The following is a 21,716-nucleotide window of genomic DNA, read 5'->3' on the forward strand; positions in this document are numbered from 1 at the left end:
AAATGACAAAAAGAGCTTTACACCTGCAATAACTTTGAGTAACCTGTTATTTGCTTTTTGATAGGTTACCAACTTAACTGAACGGAGTTCTTATGAAGATCGATATGCGCACCGCATCGTTTGATGGACATGACATTTTTTATCGCCAAGCTGGCGATGTCAAAGCACCAACCGTCCTGCTCTTGCACGGATTCCCGACATCTAGCCATATGTTTAGAAATCTCATTCCCGAACTTGCCGGTAGATTCAACGTTATCGCGCCAGATCTACCAGGCTTCGGATTTACGAAATCGCCAGCTGGTTTTGTACATACTTTCGATAACCTTGCTACAGTGATAGGGAAGTTCACAGAGGTCTTGGGACTTGATGCTTATGCTGTGTACTTCTTTGATTACGGCGCCCCAGTTGGACTACGCCTTGCCGTTAATCACCCTGAGCGCATCACTGCCCTCATCAGTCAGAATGGGAATGCATATGTTGCGGGTCTGAGCGAGGGCTGGAACCCAATTCAGAAGTATTGGGAAGAACCGAGCGCAGCGAATCGCGAAGCGTTGCGTGGCTTTTTGACGCCTGAAACGACGCAATGGCAATATACTCATGGCGTGACGGACCCAAGCATGGTGGCTCCAGAGAGCTACACGCTGGATAGCGCGCTCATGGCTCGTCCAGGCAACGATGAGATACAGCTCGACTTATTTGGCGACTATAAATCGAATGTCGCGCTGTATCCAACATTCCAGAAGTATTTCCGGGACCATCAGCCGCCGCTGTTGGCCGTGTGGGGTAAGAATGATCCGTTCTTCTTGCCAGCTGGAGCTGAGGCGTTCCAGCGAGATCTACCTAAAGCGAAAGTGCGTTTTTATGAAACAGGACACTTTGCACTTGAGACGCACCTCGCCGAGATAGGAAAAGAGATCAACGAATTTTTGGTCGCCAATCTCGCAGAATCCTAATATGTTCCATTCGTAGGACGAGTGATAGCGACTAAGGTGTTGGGGCGTCACGCTAATGCGTGGCGTCGCCATTTCAAGCTCCGCCCTTTTGCTTACGAGCTCGGTGAGCGGCTTGCTTGGCACGATTGCCGCATGTGGCCATGCTGCACCACCGGCGCGCGCGGCGGCTAGTGCGGTCGACGAACAATAACGAGCAAGTTGGATTTTCGCATTGTTTGACATAGGTAAAATCTGCTGTGCAAACAAGTTCCGCCAATGCCCGAGCGATCGGCAATAATAAGGTCTCAGGCGAACGCCAGTGACGTTGCAGGCGCCACTCCAAGTGCGGACCACCGGCATCATCCTTGTCCAGCTTATTGACTACGATTTGACCAAACTGCTCTTCCCGCTCAAGCATCTTGTTCAACGGTGCCAGCTGCTTAATTACATGCGCTCCCAATGGCTTGCCACGATGTGATTGCACGAAACCTCGAAACCATTCGCGGAAGGCGCGAGCCTGGGCAGCAACTGCATCAAGTTCGCCAGGCACAGTTCCAGTCTTAAACGACTTCAGGATATCTGGTGACACGAGTTTCGTCTGGTCTAGCCAACGCAACAACCCCGGGCCATCACTGAGCCATTCGATAGGGGTATCTACCGGAGTGGCAATGGTATTTAAAAAGTCGAGACCCAAGTCATCTGCGATCAAGAATGCGGGCATGAAATTATCGGTCATTTTTTTTCCAACCTTCCGAAGACGTTCCCCACGCTGGAGCAGAGTTCAATAACCTCCACTTGCGGAGTTGACAAGTTATCTCGCCTTCAATAAAATGGTATTAGCCAAGTGTAATTCAATACAACACTGGGGGAAGGCCGCATCCGGCCTTCCCGTGGCAACTGATAATTATAGCATTCCTAGAAACTCACATCCGCACTGCGCCCAACATGCTGCATCGCCCTCTGTTCAGGTTGGTATGTTCCTGTACAAGTATGTGTGTAGACGACCGGCTCAGGTCAACGCCCTAACCTGTCCGATTAGCTCCACTAGTTATCAGCCGGGGTATGATCAACTCATGTTTCTACTTTCTGGCAGAGACAACATTGGTCTCGACGATCTTAACCGGCCGCCGGTTGGCAGGACAGACGCACCACGTCTCGTCGCAAAGCGACCCGGCCTAGAAGTGTCGTGGTTTTATCTATACGCCTGACTAACCGCGCGCCCCGTAGGCTAACGCTGCCGGCCGCCACCATCATTAGCGCCCAAGTGGAACGTACAGACGAGTTTAGTCAGCTCGGCTGCCTGACCGGTGAGAGACGTAGCGGCGGCAGCGGCTTCTTCAACCAATGCCGCGTTCTGCTGAGTCACATTGTCGATCTGCTTGATGGCTTCGTTGATGAGTTCGATGCCTGTGGCCTGCTGCTCAGTTGCACCTGCTATGTCGGCCATTATCTGGGCAACCCGTCGAATGCAGCTTGTAATCTCTTGCATTGCGTCGCCTGCCTCATTCACCTGCTTGCACCCGCCTCTCGCTTCAGAAACTGAATCGACGATCAACGTCTTGATTTCTTTTGCTGCCAACGCCGCTCGTTGCGCCAGCGTTCTTACCTCCGTGGCGACGACAGCGAAACCCCTACCTTGCTCGCCTGCTCGAGCGGCCTCTACCGCTGCATTCAGCGCCAATATATTCGTTTGAAAAGCGATCCCGTCGATGACACCAATAATGTCGGAGATTTTGCTGGACATAGAATTTATTCGATTCATCCTCTCGATCACTTGATCTACCACGATCTGCCCCTTCTCCGCAGCGACAGAAGCTACCGTTGCCAGCTCTCGAGCATGTCGGCCATCCTCAGCATTCTTCCGCACTACCGACGTCAGCTCCTCCATTGCAGACGCTGTCTCTTCCAGCGAACCCGCTTGCTGCTCGGTGCGCGACGACAAATCCATATTGCCAGATGCAATCTGCCCGGAGGCTGCCGCGATGCTGTTGGCGCTCAGGCGAACCTGCGAGACAATTCCAGCCAACCCATAGCGCATTTTCTTGATAGCGTTCATTAAGCTGGCGTTGTCACCTTGATCGACATAAGGCTCAATACTTAAGTCGCCTGCTGCAATGCGCTCTGCGACCATAACCGCGACCCTCGGTTCCCCGCCAAGCTCCTCTATCAGACTATGGGTAATCGCCCAAGAGGCCAGTCCTCCAACTATCGCGGCAATACAGCCGAAGATAATCATTGAACTGCGGGCGCTAACGTACGCCTCCTCGGCCTCAGAGACCGCATGCTGACTCGCCTGCGCCTCAAGCTCGCTCATTTGATTTAACAACGTCCACCATTCACGCTGCAGAGGACGTAGTTCGTCCATCAATACCGTCAATGCAGCGTCAACTTTTCTTTGCTGACCAAGAGCTAATACCCGCTCCAGCACGGGCTCGGTGCGTCGTGCCTGTTCCCTGATCCTCTCGAAAAGCACCAGTTTTTCTTTAGCATCTGGATCAGTCATTAATAGCCGGGCCAATTTCTCATCGGCCTCAGCGTACCTTTTTGCTTGTGCTGGAAAACGTGCGTACTCGGCCTCAAGCTGACTTGGCGCAGACACCAGCAAAATATTGCGCGCCGCCAGGGCCCGTTCAACAGTAGATAGGTACATTGACGACACAAGCCCGACCTCCACGTTGTTGACATTGGTAATTTCATTTGTACGCGACTGCATCAGGGACATATGTCGCAGGGACAGCGCAATGACCGCAAACATCATTAGGGACACCAAAGCAAAGCCTGATACCAAACGGGTTGATACCTTGAATCTGCCCATGTTCATTCGAACTCCTCTCATTGTTTATTGTTATTCGCTCCGAATGCAGCAACGCAACCACCACAATCGCAGCTGATGATTGCATGCAATAAGTAACTTGTCAAACACCATTTATCAGGTTATTGTTGCGACTTGGTGACTAAGAAATCACGAGATAAATTATGGAAGACTTGAATCTAACCACCGCTGAAACAAAGGCAATCGGCAACTCCATTGAAAGATCGCGCACAGCATTAATGTCCCAGTTCGTCCGAGTCCGAGCACTCACAACAGCGTTGGCTATGCCCCTTTCTGATGCCGACGCAAGTGCACAGTCGATGCCGGACGCATCTCCAGCGAAATGGCACCTGGCGCATACAACCTGGTTCTTTGAATCTTTTGTACTTCAAGAGTTCGTCTCTGGCTATGTGCCCTATGACACAGCATTCAGTTACCTGTTCAATAGCTACTACGAGGGCAAAGGCGAGCGTATTGCCCGCCACATGCGTGGGCTACTAACGAGGCCCTCATTAGAAGAGGTGCTGCAATATCGGGAACACGTAGACGCTGCAATCGTTGCGGCGGCCGCGTCGATGTCCAATGAGGTGATGGAATTAGTTAAATTAGGATGCAATCATGAGCAGCAGCATCAAGAACTACTGATAACGGACGTACTACACCTCTTTTACCAAAACCCGCTTCTGCCTGCCGCATATAGCACAGAGCCGCTGAACAACGAAGGCCGACCGCAGCCCATGGCATGGGTGAAAATCGATGGCGGTATGAAGGTACTGGGCCATGGCGGCGAGGGGTTCTCTTTCGATTGCGAAAGACCTCGACACTCCGTATGGTTACCGCCGTACTTGTTGGCGGATCGTCTCGTCACCAACCATGAGTGGTTAGCGTTCATCAATTCCGGCGGTTATGAAAAGTCTGAATATTGGCTGTCAGACGGATGGGCTTGGGTCCAACAAAATCAGATACGCGCACCACTGTACTGGATTTACTCGGAGGGGGAAGGATGGCCCCACCGATTCGGGTTGGCTGGCCCGGAGAAATTAGCTCTTACCGCACCAGTCAGTCATATTTGTTTTTACGAGGCTGATGCGTACGCGCGATGGGCGGGTGCTCGGCTGCCTACCGAGGCCGAATGGGAAAACGCAGCGGCAGGATATGTTCCTGAACAAGGTGTATTTCTGGACGACGCACTTTCTGTGCGGCCAATGCCTGCGTCGGCAGGTGATGGGCTTAAGCAGCTATTCGGTGATCTCTGGGAATGGACGGGATCCGCGTTTCTACCCCATCCAGGGTTCCGGCCCGAGGCGGGAGCTGTTGGGGAGTACAACGGAAAATTCATGTCGGGACAATTCGTCCTCAAAGGCGGCAGTTGTGCAACTCCTCGCAATCACATTCGTGCCAGCTATCGGAACTTTTTTTACCCTCATCAACGCTGGCAATTTACCGGCGTAAGACTCGCAAAGGATATCTGATGTCAACTTCCTATGAAATTGATGTAGCACCTGTCGCTCCTTCGTACAACTCTGCATTTGCTGCAGACGTGCTGGCGGGACTGGGAGCCTCGCAACGTCAAATTCCGGCGCGCTGGTTCTACGACAAAAGGGGGTCTGAATTGTTCGAGCAGATTACCCAATTGCCGGAGTATTACCCCACTCGGACAGAGCGTCGGATTTTGCGGCAATATGCGAAAGCGATTGCCGCGAAGACCGGTCTGGGCCGTGCAGTTGTGGAATTCGGATCAGGCTCTTCCGCGAAGACACCTCTGTTATTGTCGGCTGTTGCGCCCTCGGCTTACGTGCCTGTCGACATCTCGGGTGAATTCCTTTATGAGTCCGCCGCAGCGCTTGGAACGGTATTTCCTAAGCTACCCATCTATCCGGTTGAAGGCGATTTCATGCACCCACTTGTCATGCCTGAGGTTGTTGAGGGTATGCCTCGACTAGGCTTTTTCCCAGGATCTACTATAGGCAATCTCTTGGCAACGGAAGCCGTGGATTTATTGCGAACAATGGCGTCGACGCTCGGGTCAGATGGCATGCTGCTTATTGGTATAGACCGAGTAAAGAGCGCTGACGTTCTAGTTCCAGCGTATGACGACGCACAGGGCGTAACGGCTGCATTCAACCTAAATATGATAAGGCGGATCAATCGGGAGTTGGCCGGCACTATACCGTTGAGTGACTTCAGGCATGTGGCACGCTGGAATGCTGAATTCTCGCGAATAGAAATGCACCTAGAGGCAAAGCGTGACCTCCGCTTCACGGTGAAAGGCTATGAATTTTCAATGCTTGCCGGCGAAACGATCCACACTGAAAACAGTCACAAGTACAGCTTACAGGGGGCAGAACTTTTGCTGCGAGCCGGTGGATGGTCTCCCATAGAAAATTGGACCGACGAAAATGCTCTCTTCTCAGTGATACTCGCGTCGGTCTCAGAATCTCCATTGTTTCGTTAGTGCTGTGTTTTCCCAAACAGCAGCAATAGCTCAACACTTAACCATTCCAAGAATACGCCATCAAAAATGCCGGTAACATTAAGTCGGGCCACATCGGTTAGGAGAGATTTATGAATGCAGGTAACGACGTAACCGGCATGAGGAAGCAAGTCATCCTCGGGAAACTACTCCATCCAGGAAAAGGGTCTCGACGTTTTTTGGTGGAGTCGAGATCGGTAGTTTATGGGTTTCTAGTCGTCCTGATGGCGTTAAGCGTAGGACTGTCGTGGACGTTCGAGCGGACGGCAAATACCATCAGGAAAAATGCCGATCCGGCTATACACGAAGACATTCCGCAGCTGCGTTTTTTGCTCGACATGGACAGCGCAATTCTGCGTTATGAGCAGGTCTTGGATGGGTACTACAGCCAGACGATAAACGTCGCGCAATATCTCTACGCTGGCACAATTGCGCGTAAAGAGATGGAGAGCGCTCTAGAAGGGCTACGTCGCCTGCAGAGGGGGGATCCTAGCATCGATGCATTGTACTTGGGTTACCTGTCGCTGGAGCGTGCAGCGAGCAAACTCGAACGGACGGCTACCAACGACGGGTCTCCGAGAGCGGCAAGTGTTCAGAAATTAATTTTTGACCATAATGAAAATGCTAAAGCTCTGCGCCTGCAGATTAATTCTCTAAAGAACTCAGCTCAGCAAGCACTTTCCGGAAGTGGCGACAAAGTCGACTCGAACATCAAGGGTTTAGCTTACCTCGTGCATTGGTATGATGCCTTCGCCTTACTTAGTTGTGGCCTGATGATTTATCACATTCGGGAGAAATTTCGAGTGGAAAAAGAACTGCACCACCAGGCGGGCCATGACCCGTTGACGGGACTACCGCATCGCAGAGCGTTCGTCGCCAGGCTGAAGTCTATGTCGTGCGAGCCGTCTATCGTCGTATTAGGAACCATAGATGGCTATTCGAGGTTGGTAGGTGGCTATGGCCATGCCTTCGCCGACCAGGTAATGGTAAATATCGCATTACTTATAGAACGGGCGGCTAAGTTGCATGGTGGGGAAGTGTATCGTCTCGATGGCGCGAATTTCGCTATCCTCTACGGAGTCGGTTCGAGTGGGGATGAACTCGGCGACTCCACGGAGCGTTTAAGGGAGACGGTGCGATATGCAAACTGCCACGAGGGCAAGGAACTCCACGTTACTTTAAGTCTGGGTACCGCGCGATATCCAGAAGATGGGTTGGAGCCTGACGTTCTTTTACGCAATGCCGATGCCGCTTTGCAGGCTGCAAGCAAAGCAGGTGGCGATGTGACTATCGAATACGGAAAAAAACTTAACGAACAACTGTTGAGCCGTCTGCAGTTAGAGACTGACCTGAGGCATGCGATTGAACGTGGCGAGCTGGAGCTTTACTATCAGCCACAACAGTCAATGAACGACGAAGGTTTGATTGGATTTGAAGCATTGATCCGTTGGCGCCGAAATGGTGAGCTGGTCTCACCAGCCAGCTTCATACCGTTAGCGGAAGAAACAGGACTGATCGTCACAATCGGAGATTGGGTATTAGAACAAAGCTGTTTGCAGTTGCAAAAATGGATGACTGATGCCAAGTGCCGTATCACGGTCGCAGTGAACATATCGCCCTTGCAGTTTGCAGATCCGTTTTTCGTCAATAAGGTCGAGCGCATCATCACGGCTAGCGGCGTAAACCCAGCCTGTATTGAGCTGGAAATCACGGAAGGCGTCATGGTCAATGATATTGGTGCGACCACGAAAATGTTGAAAGCCTTACAGAATATAGGAGTAAGGCTGGCGATCGATGATTTCGGTACCGGATATTCCAGCCTTTCCTACCTGACCCAACTGCCCGTTGAAAAACTGAAAATTGATCAGTCTTTTGTAAGAGATATCACGGTCGCCTCCCCTCAACAGACCGTCGTACAAGCGACCATTGGCCTAGCTCACAATTTAGGGATGATAGTTATCGCCGAAGGTGTCGAAACCGAAGTTCAACAGCGACTGCTAAAAAGCTGGGGCTGCGATGAAATCCAAGGCTATTACTATAGCCGGCCCCTGCAGGCATCGGCCGCATCAGTTTTTCTCTACTCTAGGAAAATCACCACGATCGTAGACACAGCTTAACTAATCCGCAGTTCATGCGCAGGCGTATAGCGGTAAGTAAGCATCAACACCACCGCCAAAGACACCTAACAGAATAGTCTTTATAGGTTATCTTCTTGTTTTAGATAGATTGCCATCCGTTATACTCACATCGGCTACCATCCGACGGCGCGCACCTAACGAAGCCTAACCCTTTAACTTAGTCAAAGGATAGTGACATGGCAATCTCCCCTCTCAACTCTAGAACTTCATACCCCCCAAGTGCACTGGCGCTCAGCAAAGAGGCACAAAGCATCTCGAGCCTAGCTTCAAAGGGCATAACCTTTACCACTATCTATAACGGTCGGGAAGTATCGCAGTCTCTGATAAACGGCACACGCCCTCCAGCCGGGAGTATCCCGCTTGGGCTCGGCGGGTCGATGTCTACATCAGATTTCGATGAAATAATGCTACAGATTGGAGCATCACAGTCGCAAGCCGATGCGATCAAAAATGGATTCGATTCAAACAAAGATGGTTCGATCACTAATGATGAAATCTTGCAGGGACTTGCGAGCCTTGGCTCAGCTACAAATAGCGCAAATGCGCAGTTGCTGATGGGTTTAATGGACGCCAGAGGAAACCGTGATGGTGTTGTACAGCAGGAGGAGTTCGCAAGCGTAGAGACATCGCTGGCGTCAGGACTGAAAAAATAAACACAACTTCATATAAACGCTCGAATCTCTTGCAGCAAGCTGGCGCGTAAGCTTCCGCGCCGGCATTACAAACTTATACGTGCGCTGACAAAGTCAATGATCTCGATTCCGTGCGCTGGCAGTTCAGGACTATCGCGGCCCTCCTGCCGTACGCCTTATCAGATCGATTACGCTTCATGCACAACAACCATCTTTCCCCTTGCCTCACCTGCCTCCATGATGCGTTGCGCCTCCGGCACCCCATCGAAGGAGAAAACTCGCCACGGCTTTGCCACATATTTGCCAGCTTCTACGTCGTCAACAATTTCTTGCAGTGGCACTTCCGATAATGGGAAGCCAGGAGTTCCAAACACGAAACTGCCAAAAAAGGTCAAGTCGACGCCGCTAGGCATTTGTAACAACGGATTGAAGTCAACAATCGGTGCCAAGCCGCCGAGCCATCCCGCCAAGCACACTTTGCCATCTCGGCGCACCATTTTTAAAGAATCCAACATAGTGCTATTACCGACGAGGTCCAATACTGCATCAATTTTTTTGCTCTCAACGATATGTTGAGCCAAGTCAGACCGCTCGACCTCACAACGGCTAACTCCTAACGCCAGCAAAGGCTGGAACTGAGCCTCGCTGACAGTTGTCCCGATTACTGTCAGACCCGCATTCACTGCCATGTTGACTGCCGCAATACCGAACGCAGACGATGCACCTCGAATCACTATTGTTTGTCCTCGCTGAATTTTTAAATTCCGGAAAAGACATGTCCAAGCTGTCGCATAGGACTGAGGAATCGCGGCTAATTCAGCCCACGAAAGATCCGATTCGATCACGGCCACGTTGCTCGCATTCACACGTGTGTATTCGGCATAACTGCCGTTGATTGTCCGTCCGAGCCCCCCCATCAGCGTCGCCACCTTCGTACCCACCGCGAACTCACCACCAGGACACGAATCAACAATTCCAACACACTCAATACCGCTAACTGGCGCCGCTTCCGCCCACTCCCCTCGCCTCATGTGCATCTCTGCGTGATTGATACCGAACGCTTTGATTTTAATGACTACCATTCCAGCCTTTGGTTCAGGCTTCGGAATATCTTTGTAAACCAATGCTTCTAGACCACCAAAGCCTTCCAATACGATTGCTTTCACAATACTCTCCCGCGACGTAATTCGAACGATAACCCTGATCTCTACCAGCACATCGACCTATCCGATGTCGAAGAAAGGTTACCACGATTGATGTAACCAGTCAACCAAGTTTAAACAGGTTACTAGTGAATCAAATAGACCGTGGTTGACGATCGAGCAGCGTTTCGTAGCGGATACTGCATTTTTCCACTAGTGCCCACCCAATCTTTCTGGAGGTAGGCCGTGAGAAAAAGTAAAAAGGGGAATTCGCGGGGAACTGCGTCCCAAACGAATCCCCCTTTCCCAAGCGAATAGTTAACGATATAAACTATTTACATCATTAACCATCCACCTCCCCGCCCCACCTGGTACATTTCGAGAACTTGAATGAAATGACTATTTTTGTGACTCAATCACTCTGACAACGTCCTGCTTAAGAAGGTAGACAGACACTGTTAGCAAGACAAGATCCTTTAACAAAAATGCCGCAACTATCGTCATTGCCGGGAACCCTCCGGCCTCGGGATGCCATGCGCCAGGTGCGAACGGCATAATAGTGAGTGTCCCGATGAAAGTAACAATGCTACCCAGCGCACCTAGCACACCTAATTTCTTGTTCCAGTACCCCAACATCAACAACGAACCAAAGGTCCATTCTGCAGTGCCCAAAAGCACACTCGTGCCACCGATACCCAGTACCGGTATCATCCACGAGATGAACGGCCCGTGGGTAATTAGTGGAACCAAGTCCCGAATCTCAACGTTGAACCATTTATCGTAGCCGAACCAAGCGAAGATAATTACCATTGAGGCACGAAGCAAATGGTAGTCCAGATCACGTTTAAGAAGGCCCGAGCGAGCAACTAAGTTGACTAGAAAATTCACAATTATTCTCCTTAAATAGCGGCTGGGAAATCGATGGACGTATCGTTGATACGATTGAAAACATTCGTGAAAGTAGTCACCGCTATCACCAGGCTAATCTCCACAATCTGCTCGTCGGTGTAGCCCACCGTCTTGACGGCATCGAACTCCGGCTGCGGGATCGTCCCACTGGTTTGCTGCAACAAGCGAACAAAACGCACCAGCGCATCGTGCTTAACGTCACCAATCGTCTCAAAACGCCGGATTTTTCTCATCGATTCAGGCGTCAGGCCAACTATCTTGCCCAGCATATAGTGCGCAGCCACGCAATAGTCGCAGCCGGCGATTTCACTGACCAACAACTTAATGATCTCTTGATCTTGCTTGCTTAACGAAGTTACCGCCCCATCCGCCGCCAGCACTGCTTTAAGGGCGTTGGGACTATGTGCGCCGATTGTGGCGAACGTATTGGGCACAACGCCCGCTGCCCTCTTGATTTGTGCGTACACTTCAGCAGTAGCGCCGCTAGCCTCGGCAATAGCAGGGGTTACGATACGAGTCATGATTTTTTCCTTTACGAGATTGGTTGCGATGGAACTACTTTATGCCGAGTGGCTGAGTGTGACTACGGCTACAATGCTCAATGTCGTGCTAATTCGTCTCACAAACCTATGTCAACTATCGATTGGTTAACTCGTCTTCTGGAACTCTCGCCTGTAAGTGGCTACTTGCAAGTGCGGTGTCTTTATGGTGCGCCGTGGCGCGTCGTGTATGAAGATTCCGGCCCTGGAGAGATCCCCTACCATATAGTTATGGAAGGACGCGCAGCAGTGGATGATCCAGCGGGCGGCCCGCCGGAAATCCTGTATGCGGGAGATGTCATACTTTTGCCGCACGGGTCAGCACACCGCTTGCACGATGGCAGCGGCAAAAAGCCTGCAGCAGTCCGCAATCGCGAAGCAAGCAATTTAACTGTGAGTGAGAATGTCGGGAGTGGTGCGCGACTCGACATGCTGTGCGGCTGCTTCATCTTGCCTCAACACGCCGACCGTTTGATGCGCGCTTACCTACCTGAACTTTTGATAGTGCGTGGCGGCGATAGTGCTGGCCAACTGGCGGGCCTGGTAGCCCTGATACGGCATGAATCAGATAGCGGCAACCTGGGTGGACAGGCGATGCTTAAAGCGCTGTCTTCTGCGTTATTCGCCCTCGTCATGCGCCTAGCGAGTGAAGCGCAGAATGCACCTGTAGGGCTTATGGCGCTGGCAGCGTCGCCGCGCCTGGCACCGGCACTGGAAGCGATGATGCGTGAACCGTCTGGCGATTGGACACTGCCACGCTTAGCTCAGTTATGCAATATGTCGCGTGCAACGATGGCACGTCAATTCCAAGAGAAGCTGGGACGATCAGCTAATAGTTTTTTAACCGATATCCGTATGTCGCTCGCCACCTCAGAGCTGCGTCGCCCGGGCGGTACAACCGAGCGCGTAGCAGAGTTGGTCGGCTACCAATCCACAGCGGCGTTTAAGCGAGTATTTAAAGCGCAGACAGGTTATACGCCCGCAGCTTGGCGCCGCTCAAGTATTTCGGAGTAGTCGCAGCAAGGGAATGAGCGGCTTTTCCTATGAACGAGAACTCGGTCAGCAACTCCCGGACATCGTCGACTTTTTGACGCCTGGCGGAGCAATGCCGCATAAATGCACAGGTTTTGCGAATGATCATGCCATCACTCAGCGTTATGTCCGCAAGTATCACTACATAGCCTTGTCGCGTCTACGCAAATATTGAACAACGCATCCCGGCCCGTTAGGATATTTTTCAACAGCTATTCGCAGTTAATCTTCTAGAGACATTTGAAGGGCTTTAGATCACTCCAATGAGGTGACTGTGCGTTTTCACCAGTATCACCGCCGAAAGCGTTAACGCAGCAGTATTCGCGACTACTAAAGTAAGCCTTATAGAATAAGGTCTTCTGCGAATTGATGAGGACGTAGTCCCCTTATGGGTCACTTGGAAAAGTATTTGTCGCACTCCGTGGAATGCCTGCATTCCGAAGATGGAGCAGTCACAACACTCTACAGTCCAGAAATATCTCGTGCAATATTTTTCTTCCGCTACCCGTCTCTGCCACATGGCTCATCATGGCGACCGTTGTGAGTTGCTCGGCATTGCATGCGCATAGAGATTGGCGAGCCAAAAGCATCACTTTATTTCGGCGGACAAGTCAGCGAGCGTAACCGGTTTCGCGCAAAAACGCCGCAGATCCATCGACCAGACTGACCTCCCCAGGTGCTGGCGCCCTAACCGTAGGCATAGACGGAGTGGGCAACATCCCTCCCACGAAAAGACTTTCTAGATTCGTTTCTTTAAGCGCCTCGTGATAGGAAGTCATTGGCTTCCGTCCCGACCAGGCGAGTAACGCATCGGTGCATGCCCCGGCGATGATGTCGGCAATCTGGAGCTGCGCAAAATCACGTGAATCGGCGAAAGAGAAGTCATTGACCCTCAATGGCATTTCAACTTGGTGATCGCCATAGCCGATGAAGCGTGTCGGCGCATCTACGATGAGCGCTCGAAAGAAAGCTTCGTTCCTCGCTAACGGCTTTGACTTGTCGTGGGTAATCGCAAATTTTCCAGGATAGTCATCCATCCACTTATGAATCATCGCGGTGAAGAGGTCGGGGGCGGGATCGAATACAACGCCCCCACGATAGCAGCCGATAAACTCCTCCAGTCGGCCCTTCGCCATCAACAGCCCGGTCGCAAAGTCCCGACAATCGTGCGGGGTGAGGCTGCAGGCGCGCAGCAACGTAGTGTCAAACTCCGAGAATGCACGGCTTGTTGGGCATCGTACCGAGTGTTCAAAAGCAGACAGTACCCTCTCCCAATGTCCATTGGGAAAAATGGTCGCTCCAGCGTAATACCACACATTGACCAATCCTACGTGCCCGTCCTTCGCATAAAGATCCCGCCCATTTTCGTATAGAGTTGGCTCGATGAGCTTATCGACTAGGTGCGTGATGAGATAGTAGCGCTTATCCGCCTGCGTAAATTTTGCAGTCGATAAGCTAAGCTCTGGACACGAAAGGAATTCAATCAACGCCTTCTGCCCTGATACGGAATTCTTCAACTTGCTGTACTTAGCTTCTTTTTGTCCTTGTCGCTTTAGCGGACCGATCAACCTCTGCGCTACCCCCTCTTCTAAACATGTAGATGCAAGGGCGAAAAGTGGCTGTTCCTTGTTTAGCAAATCGCTACCAGTGTTACCCGACTCATCAAAAAATACATGCATAATGCCATCCTCAGGTGACCTACAGAAGCACGCCCACCTCACCGCGTAGGTAAGTGCCGTTCCGAACCAATGATTGTGAGAGACTTCGATCCACGCGTCATGGCAACATATAGGTCTTTGGCGTCCAGTGCATCCGCATCAAGTATGACTGCATGGTCATATTCCAATCCTTTCACCAGCAAAGTGGTTCCCTATAAGCTTTCGATGATTGATTGGTCGTCCTGAGTGCCTCATATTGCGTTGATAATGATTTGCGGCTTCTGAGATATTTGCTCCTACACCGTCAATGTGGATCTTGAGCACATTGAAGAAACGATATAGAAGATCACGACGATATACCGAGGTTTCTGGGTTTGCCTTTATTTCAAGGAAAAAGGCTTTTAGACGGGCAGTTGTCGGATCTTGGAGGTAGGCATTCGCTGCATCCAAGACCAAAGGGTACTTGGTCGCTTTGGTCTGTTTTGCGACCTGTCCCTTCTTTGTGCCAGCCGTAAGCGCGTCACTCACACCAGTGAAGCATTTCTTGGCGAAGTCCAATACGAGCGTGAATGCTTCTTTGATCGTCTTTGCTGCGTCGAGCTTCTTCACGAATGAGTGGAGCGCCTTGCCTTCAACTTCTTCGATAGAAGAGAAGCGACCTGCTAATCGCTGGGCAAGTTTGTGCGTCTTATTCTTTGACTCCTGATCGCCACCGTGTAGAGCAATTACACTCTCGTTATGCCCCAACAGCCCCAACAGCGAGTTGTACTGTTTGACTGACAGATACTCTGGAGCGGTGTAGACTCGTTTCACACATTGAGGAAGGCCGTTCGTGAGGTCAATCTTCTGCCCCTGCTCCAGCTTCGCTCTCGTGTCCTTCAACCAGGCGCCGAGCTTTGGCTCCCCTGCCTTCTCCCAGCGCCATGGGATGTCCAACTGACCTAGACATGTAAATACTGGATAGACACTCGCGGTCCAGTCGACAGGCTTGCCTTCGTCAAAGTCAAAGATAGCTTGCATTGGGTCGCCCAGGATGCGGCAAGGAAGAAAGTCTCCCAAGGCACAGGCTAGAGAGTGCTGCAGATCCGAACAATCCTGATACTCATCCACATAAACCCCTGCGTAGGAGACACTGATAACGCGACGAATAAACTGCTTCTTCAGCAACCCTGAACAGCAATCGTATAGTTTGGACCATTGCTTCCCAGTTGGGTGTTCAATCTTCCACCCCGAGGTCTTGGGATACGCCAAACACAAGCGAAGTGACCAACTTGCAATCGTATCAATCTGGTACTTGGACGAAGGAACACCCAAAGCGATCATTTTCGTCTTGATTGAGTTAACGCCCGCGAAGGTGTGGGTCAAGATCAACTGCCGTTTGATAGAGGATTTCACTGCAAGGGCTATAAGATGCGTCTTACCATATCCGGCAGGTGCAATTACATACCCCTTCGCAGGAAAATCGTTGAGCTTGAGCGCAAGTTCATCAGACATGTTCAGCCCACGCCCAAAGGGCTCCCAGTTTGAGAGCCAAGTCCCTCTTCAAAAATGCTCCGTCCTTGAAAGCAGGGCTCACCGTCTTGAACCACTCATCTCCCCTCGTAGTGTCCTTGAACCACCCTCCTTTCTTCGCTGCGACGCCGATGGCGGCTCGCAGCTTCGCGCTTTCAGTCCAACTTCCAATGTCACCATCAAGCGCGTCTTGAAATTTGGATCGTACCTGATCGTAAACAGGAAAACCCAGTTCAGACTGCGCAAGTTTTACGCTAGCCAAAACACTATCCCAAGGCAAATCCTGAAACGCCCTTTCTTCTAACGAAAGCTTGTCACTCCAGACATGTACTGGCACACCAAGTGACAAAAGTTCAGTAACATCAGCAGTTGAGAACTGATCCTCAGCGTCTGCATCCGCGAGGACTGAAACGTCGTAGCGGAGCGATTTAAACGCCTTGGCCAGCTCTTTGATCTTACTGGCGCCTTTTGCGTCCAACAGCGCAATGCCATTGAACGAAAGCGAATCCTTTGCATTGCCGATCTGGTGATCGTCAAAGCCCCTCAGAAACCCCACCTCGGTAGCTCCTTCACACACTACAACTTTCTTCGCAAGGAACGCTTCTGTACTTGACCGAATCTTCCCCTGAACCTCAAATTCTTCAAGTCCTTTTTTTGTCGCAGAAATAATCTCAACAACACCTCCCTTGTTGTGGACAATGTGCAGCTCTTTGACGGTAAGCTCTCGCAATACAGTAGGTGAGTGTGTCGTCAGGAAGTATTGGCCCCGCTTGTCGTCCCTGATGTGTTTGATGAGCCTGGTGATCCGATGAGGCTCCAAACCGAACTCCACCTCATCGAACAAAGTGATATGCCCCTCCTCCAGTCCCATCTTTTGAATGCCACACAGAAGCATTCGGCGCGACCCAAGACCCAACTGACGTAGAGGAATGTCGCCATCATGAAGGGCCAACCCGCCAACCTTCAGATTGATCGAGGCGAGATCGAGGTGAGCCTTGTAAGCATTTGAAACTGGCACCCCCAGCAATTTCGCAATCTCCTGCGACTTCTCGGCAGCAGCGTCGAAGTTTTTGAGTGAAACTGGCCGGTCAGCATCCAATGAGGCCCTGGCCGTTCTTGAAGCAACTGCTAGGAGCTCGCTAAGACTTTGTGCCTCGGTGAGTTTCGCCAAAGCAGTGCCGGTAGCCCACGAGAGCTGTTTCTCGCTGTAAGTACCAATCAGCCCCACGCTAACCTTGTTCCGGTCGGCATACTTAAAATGAACACCCTCAGGCAAGCGGTCACAGTACACCACCCACTTCGGCTCAAGATCCTTCTCTACCGTGAGTCGCACAGTCAGGACGTTTTCCAAATGATCGTCGGGCTCGTCGGTAAGCTTCAGGGCGACTGCGTCCCATCCCCGGAGGTGATGACCGTACTTGTCCAGCGAGCAAAACTCTTCAACCAATTCGCCAATGGTGATTTCAATGACGATGGCATCGTCCACCTTACATTGGTAGAAATCTGCATCGGTTAGCGTAAGGTTCCACTGCGGATAGAAGGCATATCTGAGGGCGTCCAAGATTGTAGACTTTGAAGAGTCCCCTTTACCAATCAGACAGAAAACATCGCCCATTGGAAGACTCCAGTCAAGCTCTTTTATTCCTCGAAAATTCTTAATCCCTATTTTTCTAATTTTCACGCGTCAGCCCCTCAGAAAATATACGCCTCGTCGCCATCGGTATCCTTGCCCTGAGTCCTCCCAACACTCAATTGAAACTCAGAGAGTTCGCCCGAAAAGTGCATGTGCTGCGCAAGCGAGCTACCTGAGTCATGGGTGCCGGCAACTGGCGCGCATATACTGGCGCGCGAACTTAGGCATGCCAACAAATTCCAAGTTGCAATATATGCCATAATTCTTGCAACTGCAAATCGCATAAATCCTTGGAACAAGCTTTTACCAGAAGAAGAGAAATACGAAATGGACGAAGCAATTGTTGTCTTTTCCCGGAAAGGCATTTTCCAGACCAAGATCCCCGCACGAGACGTACGAAGTCGTGAGCATGCTCGTAAGCTCTGGCCCCTAGTGTCATCAGGTGACTCAAGGCAAATGGTGACATGGGTCAGCCCCTCCTTTGAAAATGGGCAGTTGCGTCGACGATCGCACTTTCGTGTGCTTCCAGCACCGCATGCATTCAACCCAAAGGCACACTTTGATCAGGAAGAAGCCGGCAGGCGGGGTGCAGTTCAGGAGAGCCCAGAACACAAGCAGGCGAAAGAAGTCGTCGCCGCAGAGCTTGCGCGGCGCTTGCGTGCAGGGCTTGCCATGCCATGGGCGTTCAAGGACGCCGATGCGTCAGACTACGCACTGGAAGGGAACTTATTGCTCGGAGCAGATCAGATTACAACCGAGTACACCTTGCGGACGCCTTTTGGCAGTGAATTCCGGCTTGATATAGCCGTGCTCGGGCGGCCTGTCCAAACTGAGCGAATGATAATGGCTGGCGTTGAAATCGAATTTGGTCACGCCTTTGATGGCCGTAAAGCTCTGATTGGCAAATCCCTCGGATTTCCTCTCATCTCTATTGACATTACGGAGATGGCGCTAGCCGAGCTCACTGCGGAGTGGGCGAATCAAGTATTAACTGCGACTACACGAAGCCACGAACAAGGGCGCCGGCAGACTTACATGTATGTTCATGATCTGCTCTATCCACTCTATGCCCAATTACCGGCATTTCTCGATGAGGAGCAGCGACATCAATTTCTTGTATTTGCTAACGATCAGACTTTAAACAAGCTGGTGCGTTGGATGAACGCACTCGCTGAAAAGCTAGGGTATCCGAATGGCGCCGTTGCAGTTGCGATTGTCAACGGGAGGAATGACCAGTCACGCAAGATGCTTGAGCGCGCGGGCGAAGTTGTGGGGCCTGACTGGCGTGAATTCAACGACCAGCGCTGTCTGCGTATTACTTTGCCTCGATCACGTGGCCTAGCGGATCTTCAGGCCCATCGCCTCCACATGACGATGGTGCGCTTTATTCTGTCGTACTCGGACGCGCTTGTTGGATACAAGTATTGTAACGGCGTGGACAACAACCATCCAGAAGACGACGTATGGATTGCACATCGCTGGCTTCCTGATCTGAAAACGTTCACTCAACATCGAGTGCTACCAAAACGGCTTGCCGAACCTATCAACAGACTGATGGCGATGGTTTCAGAGTTGCATCGGAATCATGCAGCAAGCCAAAAAGCGTAGTGCGATTTCTGCCATCACGACTGAATCCTTGACTATCAGTTTCTCATCAACAGAATGTTTTAACGACAGATCATGCATATAGCTCACGAGTATGAGATCTCTGGCGAGCATTTGAGCGATGCTGATTTTTTGAACGAGTCACGGAGACAGTTTATGCTAAGCAGACAACACAATACTCAACTAACGACGAGTAAGTTTTTCAAGAACTTTTTGATATAAACAGTATAAATCTTTTTTATTACATGACATGAAGCATGGTCACTCGTCGTTTTTCGAGCAACATCCCAGGTAATTTGAAGGACTAGGCAACGCAAATTGCTCTGGATAGTGCAGCAGACCTAAGAGATATAGAGGGTAGTTGAAGACAGACTTCTCCCAACGCTTTGAAGAGTTTAATAGCCATAACGGACATGCGACAAAAACGGCGAAAGACATCGTCGCGTCCTACAAGTTTCAGCTCAAACCGTAGTTCTATCACTAAGGCAATCTCATGATATTTACTGAATACGAGCGAACCGACACCAGCCCTAAAAAGCTGAACGAACCAGACTTTGCTTTTCTTGATCGCTCTGCTCGTCCGGAGATTGGAGTCGTTCGCAGTTTTGTTGAACGATTGCTAGAGGCTTACCCTCAAGAGGAAGTGGCTGAAATGGTGGCTCGTCTTCAGTCTGGTAATGGCGTTGCTTTCCGTTCTGCTGGCTTTGAACTTCTCATCTACGAATTCCTCACACGGCTAGGCTACAAGCTAAAGCCTCATCCAGTGCTAAAAAATGGCTCTGAAAAAAAGCCTGACTTCCTTGTGACTGCGCGTGATGGAAGCCAGTTCTATCTTGAGGCTGTGTTAGCTACTGAAGACAAGGGCGAAAACTGGTCAACGAATGCAATGATAAATGCGACATTGGACATCCTCAACTCAACACCTCACCCCGATTACTTCATCTCCATCACCAGCAAGGGCGAACCTACAACGCAGCCCGCTGGACGCAAAATTCAACGTCGCGTTCTTTCATGGCTGAACGCCTTAGATCCCTCCACTGTTTCAAGAGAAGGTAATTTCTTAGATACAAATCCATCCTTTGATGTCGTTCATGAAGGCTGGACTCTGAACGTACAAGCTCTTTGCGCAGGTCCCGACAAAGTTGAAAAGACCGAACGCCTAATTGGCGTGAGTTCTATACCTGCCGGCTTTGTTGATTCTTGGACGCCAATTCGTGACAACCTGAGACAATGTTACAAAGGCACAGGCCATATGAAAATTTCATTATGCAACATTTATTGCATTTAAGCACCACCCCAAACAATTTCCCGCACACCACAGCTACATACCACCTCACAAAATCAAAAATGCGTTATGCGACGTGGCCTTGAGCGACTTGCAACGGAGGCGCGATATTTAGCCCCTCCACCGTATTGCCAACTATCTTTCGTTTTCAATGAACGTGAGTGACTTCAAGCAAGGCTCAGGGAAAAGTAGCGTCTACCTCGCCGCTATCGTCCGCATATCCCTGAAATTTCTGGATGCCGTTCTCTATTTGATGCCCCACAAAATAACTAAGGCCAGTACCCGACTGGAGTTCCAATGGAATATCAGAATTCTTTAGATATTGGTGAAGGGCGTTATTTTCAAACGGAATGACGTTCCAAAACGACTTGAGAATTTCGTCACTTTTAGTGCTTCTCGGGTTTACAACTGCAAAATTAAATGCTTCATGAAGAGCCCAATGCTGCGAAATTCGCCTTTTTTTCTTCAAGTCAGAGTGCCTGTGGTACAAATTTGAAAATACAACCAGATCGACATTTTTATAATTATCTGCCGCCTCAAACGATTCATCTGTAAAAAGTCCTTGAGTGCCCTTAAGGTAGGCAATCCACTTAGTCATATCCATCTGGCAATCCACTGCCACAAACAAAACGTTTAGATGATGCTGCTCGATACTAGAGCCAAACTTTTCTTGAGCGCTAAGCAAATAATCTTTCATCTTGCAATCCATGTGATGGGATGCACCCACGGATGCCGGCTTGGCGGCACCATCAAAAAGCTGCTGGAGGTTGCCCACAAGATCAGAGTAGTCGGTTAACCGTCCTAAGCCATGCACTACAAAATCAGAGCTTGTAACAATCTGTTTTTGTTTAGAATAATCTGCGCATTTGATCTCGATGTTAAATTGATATTCTTTGTACCATAGAGCGCAGTCAACATCTTTCGGAGGCGATAGCTTCAGTTCGTAGACGTACTTGCCGCGCGTTTGCCGGGCTATGAACGCGAACCAAGCGCAAACCGTCAGTTCACACGCCGCTTGAATGTACGCGCCCTGATCAGCATCGGCCCTTTCCAGCATCAGCTTTCTGTACAAAAGATCGTTCTTCTCACGATTGTTGAGAAACGGAAAAAGATGGCTTAGAGGAACTCTTATCCCATCTCGATATGCGCCCGACGGAACATACGGATTTTGGACTTTAATCGTGTATTGCTGAGGCTCTTGGGATTGCGCAGTTGCTGCGGATTGGGAATCGGAAGTCATCGCTTTGCTTTCATGCAATTATTGTCCTTCGGTGGTGGAGCGCTAGTGCTAAAAAATCTGATTGTACTTCCGCGCATACCAACGCGATCAGAAGGGATCATGCACGCGCGATTCTCAAGCACAACCTCATCGCCAAACTGCCTCGGCGCACGTACGCGCTGGCAGGATCGCCAC

18 protein-coding genes are annotated in these 21,716 nt (G+C 50.6%); 9 read left to right on the forward strand and 9 right to left on the reverse strand.

All coding sequences use genetic code 11. From position 1 onward, the window contains the following. Window positions 1-92: 92 nt before the first annotated feature. Complete coding sequence (locus E4L98_RS17535) at window positions 93-953, forward strand: alpha/beta fold hydrolase (RefSeq protein ID WP_135202834.1); 861 nt, start codon at window positions 93-95, stop codon at window positions 951-953. A gap of 73 nt (window positions 954-1,026) precedes the next feature. Here E4L98_RS17535 and E4L98_RS17540 read toward each other — a convergent pair whose 3' ends face one another. Together E4L98_RS17540 and E4L98_RS31190 are read right to left on the reverse strand one after the other, a co-directional pair. Beyond that, the gene (locus E4L98_RS17540) at window positions 1,027-1,668 is read right to left on the reverse strand and encodes a CGNR zinc finger domain-containing protein (protein WP_135202835.1); all 642 of its coding nucleotides are present in this window, start codon (window positions 1,666-1,668) and stop codon (window positions 1,027-1,029) included. Between the two features lie 492 nt (window positions 1,669-2,160). Then, window positions 2,161-3,753 carry a methyl-accepting chemotaxis protein gene (locus tag E4L98_RS31190; protein ID WP_135202836.1) on the reverse strand — a complete coding sequence of 531 codons (1,593 nt, stop codon included), beginning with the start codon at window positions 3,751-3,753 and terminating at the stop codon, window positions 2,161-2,163. A gap of 230 nt (window positions 3,754-3,983) precedes the next feature. On the opposite strand from E4L98_RS31190, the gene egtB reads away from it, so the two are divergent. The 4 genes from egtB to E4L98_RS17565 all read left to right on the forward strand — a co-directional run bounded on the left by egtB (window position 3,984) and on the right by E4L98_RS17565 (window position 9,008). After that, window positions 3,984-5,216 carry an ergothioneine biosynthesis protein EgtB gene (gene egtB / locus E4L98_RS17550; RefSeq protein ID WP_229257438.1) on the forward strand — a complete coding sequence of 411 codons (1,233 nt, stop codon included), beginning with the start codon at window positions 3,984-3,986 and terminating at the stop codon, window positions 5,214-5,216. Further along, window positions 5,216-6,199: an L-histidine N(alpha)-methyltransferase gene (gene egtD / locus E4L98_RS17555; protein ID WP_135202838.1), complete on the forward strand. Its 984-nt coding sequence runs from the start codon at window positions 5,216-5,218 to the stop codon at window positions 6,197-6,199. The genes egtB and egtD overlap by 1 nt, the downstream gene beginning before the upstream one ends. 110 nt (window positions 6,200-6,309) lie before the next feature. Further along, window positions 6,310-8,334, forward strand: a complete 2,025-nt coding sequence (locus E4L98_RS17560; protein ID WP_229257430.1) for a putative bifunctional diguanylate cyclase/phosphodiesterase — start codon at window positions 6,310-6,312, stop codon at window positions 8,332-8,334. Between the two features lie 197 nt (window positions 8,335-8,531). Further along, on the forward strand, window positions 8,532-9,008 hold the full coding sequence (locus E4L98_RS17565) for an EF-hand domain-containing protein (protein WP_135202839.1): 477 nt from the start codon (window positions 8,532-8,534) through the stop codon (window positions 9,006-9,008). A gap of 167 nt (window positions 9,009-9,175) precedes the next feature. Here E4L98_RS17565 and E4L98_RS17570 read toward each other — a convergent pair whose 3' ends face one another. The 3 genes from E4L98_RS17570 to E4L98_RS17580 form a co-directional block, all read right to left on the reverse strand. Beyond that, entirely contained in the window at window positions 9,176-10,153 is a 978-nt protein-coding gene (locus E4L98_RS17570; protein ID WP_135202840.1) for a zinc-binding dehydrogenase, read from the reverse strand. 375 nt (window positions 10,154-10,528) lie between these two features. Further along, window positions 10,529-11,017 (reverse strand): YkgB family protein, encoded by a 489-nt coding sequence (locus E4L98_RS17575; protein ID WP_135202841.1) that lies wholly within the window; start codon window positions 11,015-11,017, stop codon window positions 10,529-10,531. A gap of 11 nt (window positions 11,018-11,028) precedes the next feature. Beyond that, window positions 11,029-11,559: a carboxymuconolactone decarboxylase family protein gene (locus E4L98_RS17580; protein ID WP_135202842.1), complete on the reverse strand. Its 531-nt coding sequence runs from the start codon at window positions 11,557-11,559 to the stop codon at window positions 11,029-11,031. Window positions 11,560-11,667: 108 nt separating this feature from the next. Here E4L98_RS17580 and E4L98_RS17585 point away from each other — a divergent pair, with 108 nt between their 5' ends. Together E4L98_RS17585 and E4L98_RS31395 are read left to right on the forward strand one after the other, a co-directional pair. Then, entirely contained in the window at window positions 11,668-12,591 is a 924-nt protein-coding gene (locus E4L98_RS17585) for a cupin domain-containing protein (RefSeq protein ID WP_135202843.1), read from the forward strand. A 13-nt stretch (window positions 12,592-12,604) separates the two neighbouring features. Next, window positions 12,605-12,784, forward strand: a complete 180-nt coding sequence (locus E4L98_RS31395) for a hypothetical protein (RefSeq protein WP_503826142.1) — start codon at window positions 12,605-12,607, stop codon at window positions 12,782-12,784. Between the two features lie 436 nt (window positions 12,785-13,220). On the opposite strand, the gene E4L98_RS17590 is transcribed toward E4L98_RS31395, so the two are convergent. The 3 genes from E4L98_RS17590 to E4L98_RS17600 all read right to left on the reverse strand — a co-directional run bounded on the left by E4L98_RS17590 (window position 13,221) and on the right by E4L98_RS17600 (window position 17,460). Further along, window positions 13,221-14,288 carry a DUF3800 domain-containing protein gene (locus E4L98_RS17590; protein ID WP_135202844.1) on the reverse strand — a complete coding sequence of 356 codons (1,068 nt, stop codon included), beginning with the start codon at window positions 14,286-14,288 and terminating at the stop codon, window positions 13,221-13,223. 156 nt (window positions 14,289-14,444) lie between these two features. Then, window positions 14,445-15,761: a DEAD/DEAH box helicase family protein gene (locus tag E4L98_RS17595; RefSeq protein ID WP_229257431.1), complete on the reverse strand. Its 1,317-nt coding sequence runs from the start codon at window positions 15,759-15,761 to the stop codon at window positions 14,445-14,447. Then, window positions 15,754-17,460: an ATP-dependent nuclease gene (locus E4L98_RS17600; protein WP_135202845.1), complete on the reverse strand. Its 1,707-nt coding sequence runs from the start codon at window positions 17,458-17,460 to the stop codon at window positions 15,754-15,756. Before E4L98_RS17600 ends, E4L98_RS17595 begins: the two co-directional genes overlap by 8 nt. Window positions 17,461-17,595: 135 nt before the next feature. Here E4L98_RS17600 and E4L98_RS17605 point away from each other — a divergent pair, with 135 nt between their 5' ends. Together E4L98_RS17605 and E4L98_RS17610 are read left to right on the forward strand one after the other, a co-directional pair. Then, window positions 17,596-19,020 (forward strand): hypothetical protein, encoded by a 1,425-nt coding sequence (locus E4L98_RS17605; protein WP_229257432.1) that lies wholly within the window; start codon window positions 17,596-17,598, stop codon window positions 19,018-19,020. Window positions 19,021-19,510: 490 nt separating this feature from the next. Next, entirely contained in the window at window positions 19,511-20,305 is a 795-nt protein-coding gene (locus E4L98_RS17610; RefSeq protein WP_135202846.1) for a hypothetical protein, read from the forward strand. A gap of 175 nt (window positions 20,306-20,480) precedes the next feature. Here E4L98_RS17610 and E4L98_RS17615 read toward each other — a convergent pair whose 3' ends face one another. Beyond that, the gene (locus tag E4L98_RS17615; RefSeq protein ID WP_135202847.1) at window positions 20,481-21,542 is read right to left on the reverse strand and encodes a hypothetical protein; all 1,062 of its coding nucleotides are present in this window, start codon (window positions 21,540-21,542) and stop codon (window positions 20,481-20,483) included. Window positions 21,543-21,716: the final 174 nt, after the last annotated feature.

It is taken from the genome of Duganella callida, assembly GCF_004614165.1.
Lineage (GTDB): Bacteria > Pseudomonadota > Gammaproteobacteria > Burkholderiales > Burkholderiaceae_D > Rugamonas > Rugamonas callida.

Bases quoted from the DNA above. Each gene is read 5' to 3' on its own strand.
- E4L98_RS17535 (WP_135202834.1), top strand. From the start codon at position 93: ATGAAGATCGATATGCGCACCGCATCGTTTGATGGACATGACATTTTT.
- E4L98_RS17540 (WP_135202835.1), bottom strand. From the start codon at position 1,668: ATGACCGATAATTTCATGCCCGCATTCTTGATCGCAGATGACTTGGGT.
- E4L98_RS31190 (WP_135202836.1), bottom strand. From the start codon at position 3,753: ATGAACATGGGCAGATTCAAGGTATCAACCCGTTTGGTATCAGGCTTT.
- egtB (WP_229257438.1), top strand. From the start codon at position 3,984: ATGTCCCAGTTCGTCCGAGTCCGAGCACTCACAACAGCGTTGGCTATG.
- egtD (WP_135202838.1), top strand. From the start codon at position 5,216: ATGTCAACTTCCTATGAAATTGATGTAGCACCTGTCGCTCCTTCGTAC.
- E4L98_RS17560 (WP_229257430.1), top strand. From the start codon at position 6,310: ATGAATGCAGGTAACGACGTAACCGGCATGAGGAAGCAAGTCATCCTC.
- E4L98_RS17565 (WP_135202839.1), top strand. From the start codon at position 8,532: ATGGCAATCTCCCCTCTCAACTCTAGAACTTCATACCCCCCAAGTGCA.
- E4L98_RS17580 (WP_135202842.1), bottom strand. From the start codon at position 11,559: ATGACTCGTATCGTAACCCCTGCTATTGCCGAGGCTAGCGGCGCTACT.
- E4L98_RS17585 (WP_135202843.1), top strand. From the start codon at position 11,668: ATGTCAACTATCGATTGGTTAACTCGTCTTCTGGAACTCTCGCCTGTA.
- E4L98_RS31395 (WP_503826142.1), top strand. From the start codon at position 12,605: ATGAGCGGCTTTTCCTATGAACGAGAACTCGGTCAGCAACTCCCGGAC.
- E4L98_RS17590 (WP_135202844.1), bottom strand. From the start codon at position 14,288: ATGCATGTATTTTTTGATGAGTCGGGTAACACTGGTAGCGATTTGCTA.
- E4L98_RS17595 (WP_229257431.1), bottom strand. From the start codon at position 15,761: ATGTCTGATGAACTTGCGCTCAAGCTCAACGATTTTCCTGCGAAGGGG.
- E4L98_RS17610 (WP_135202846.1), top strand. From the start codon at position 19,511: ATGATATTTACTGAATACGAGCGAACCGACACCAGCCCTAAAAAGCTG.
- E4L98_RS17615 (WP_135202847.1), bottom strand. From the start codon at position 21,542: ATGACTTCCGATTCCCAATCCGCAGCAACTGCGCAATCCCAAGAGCCT.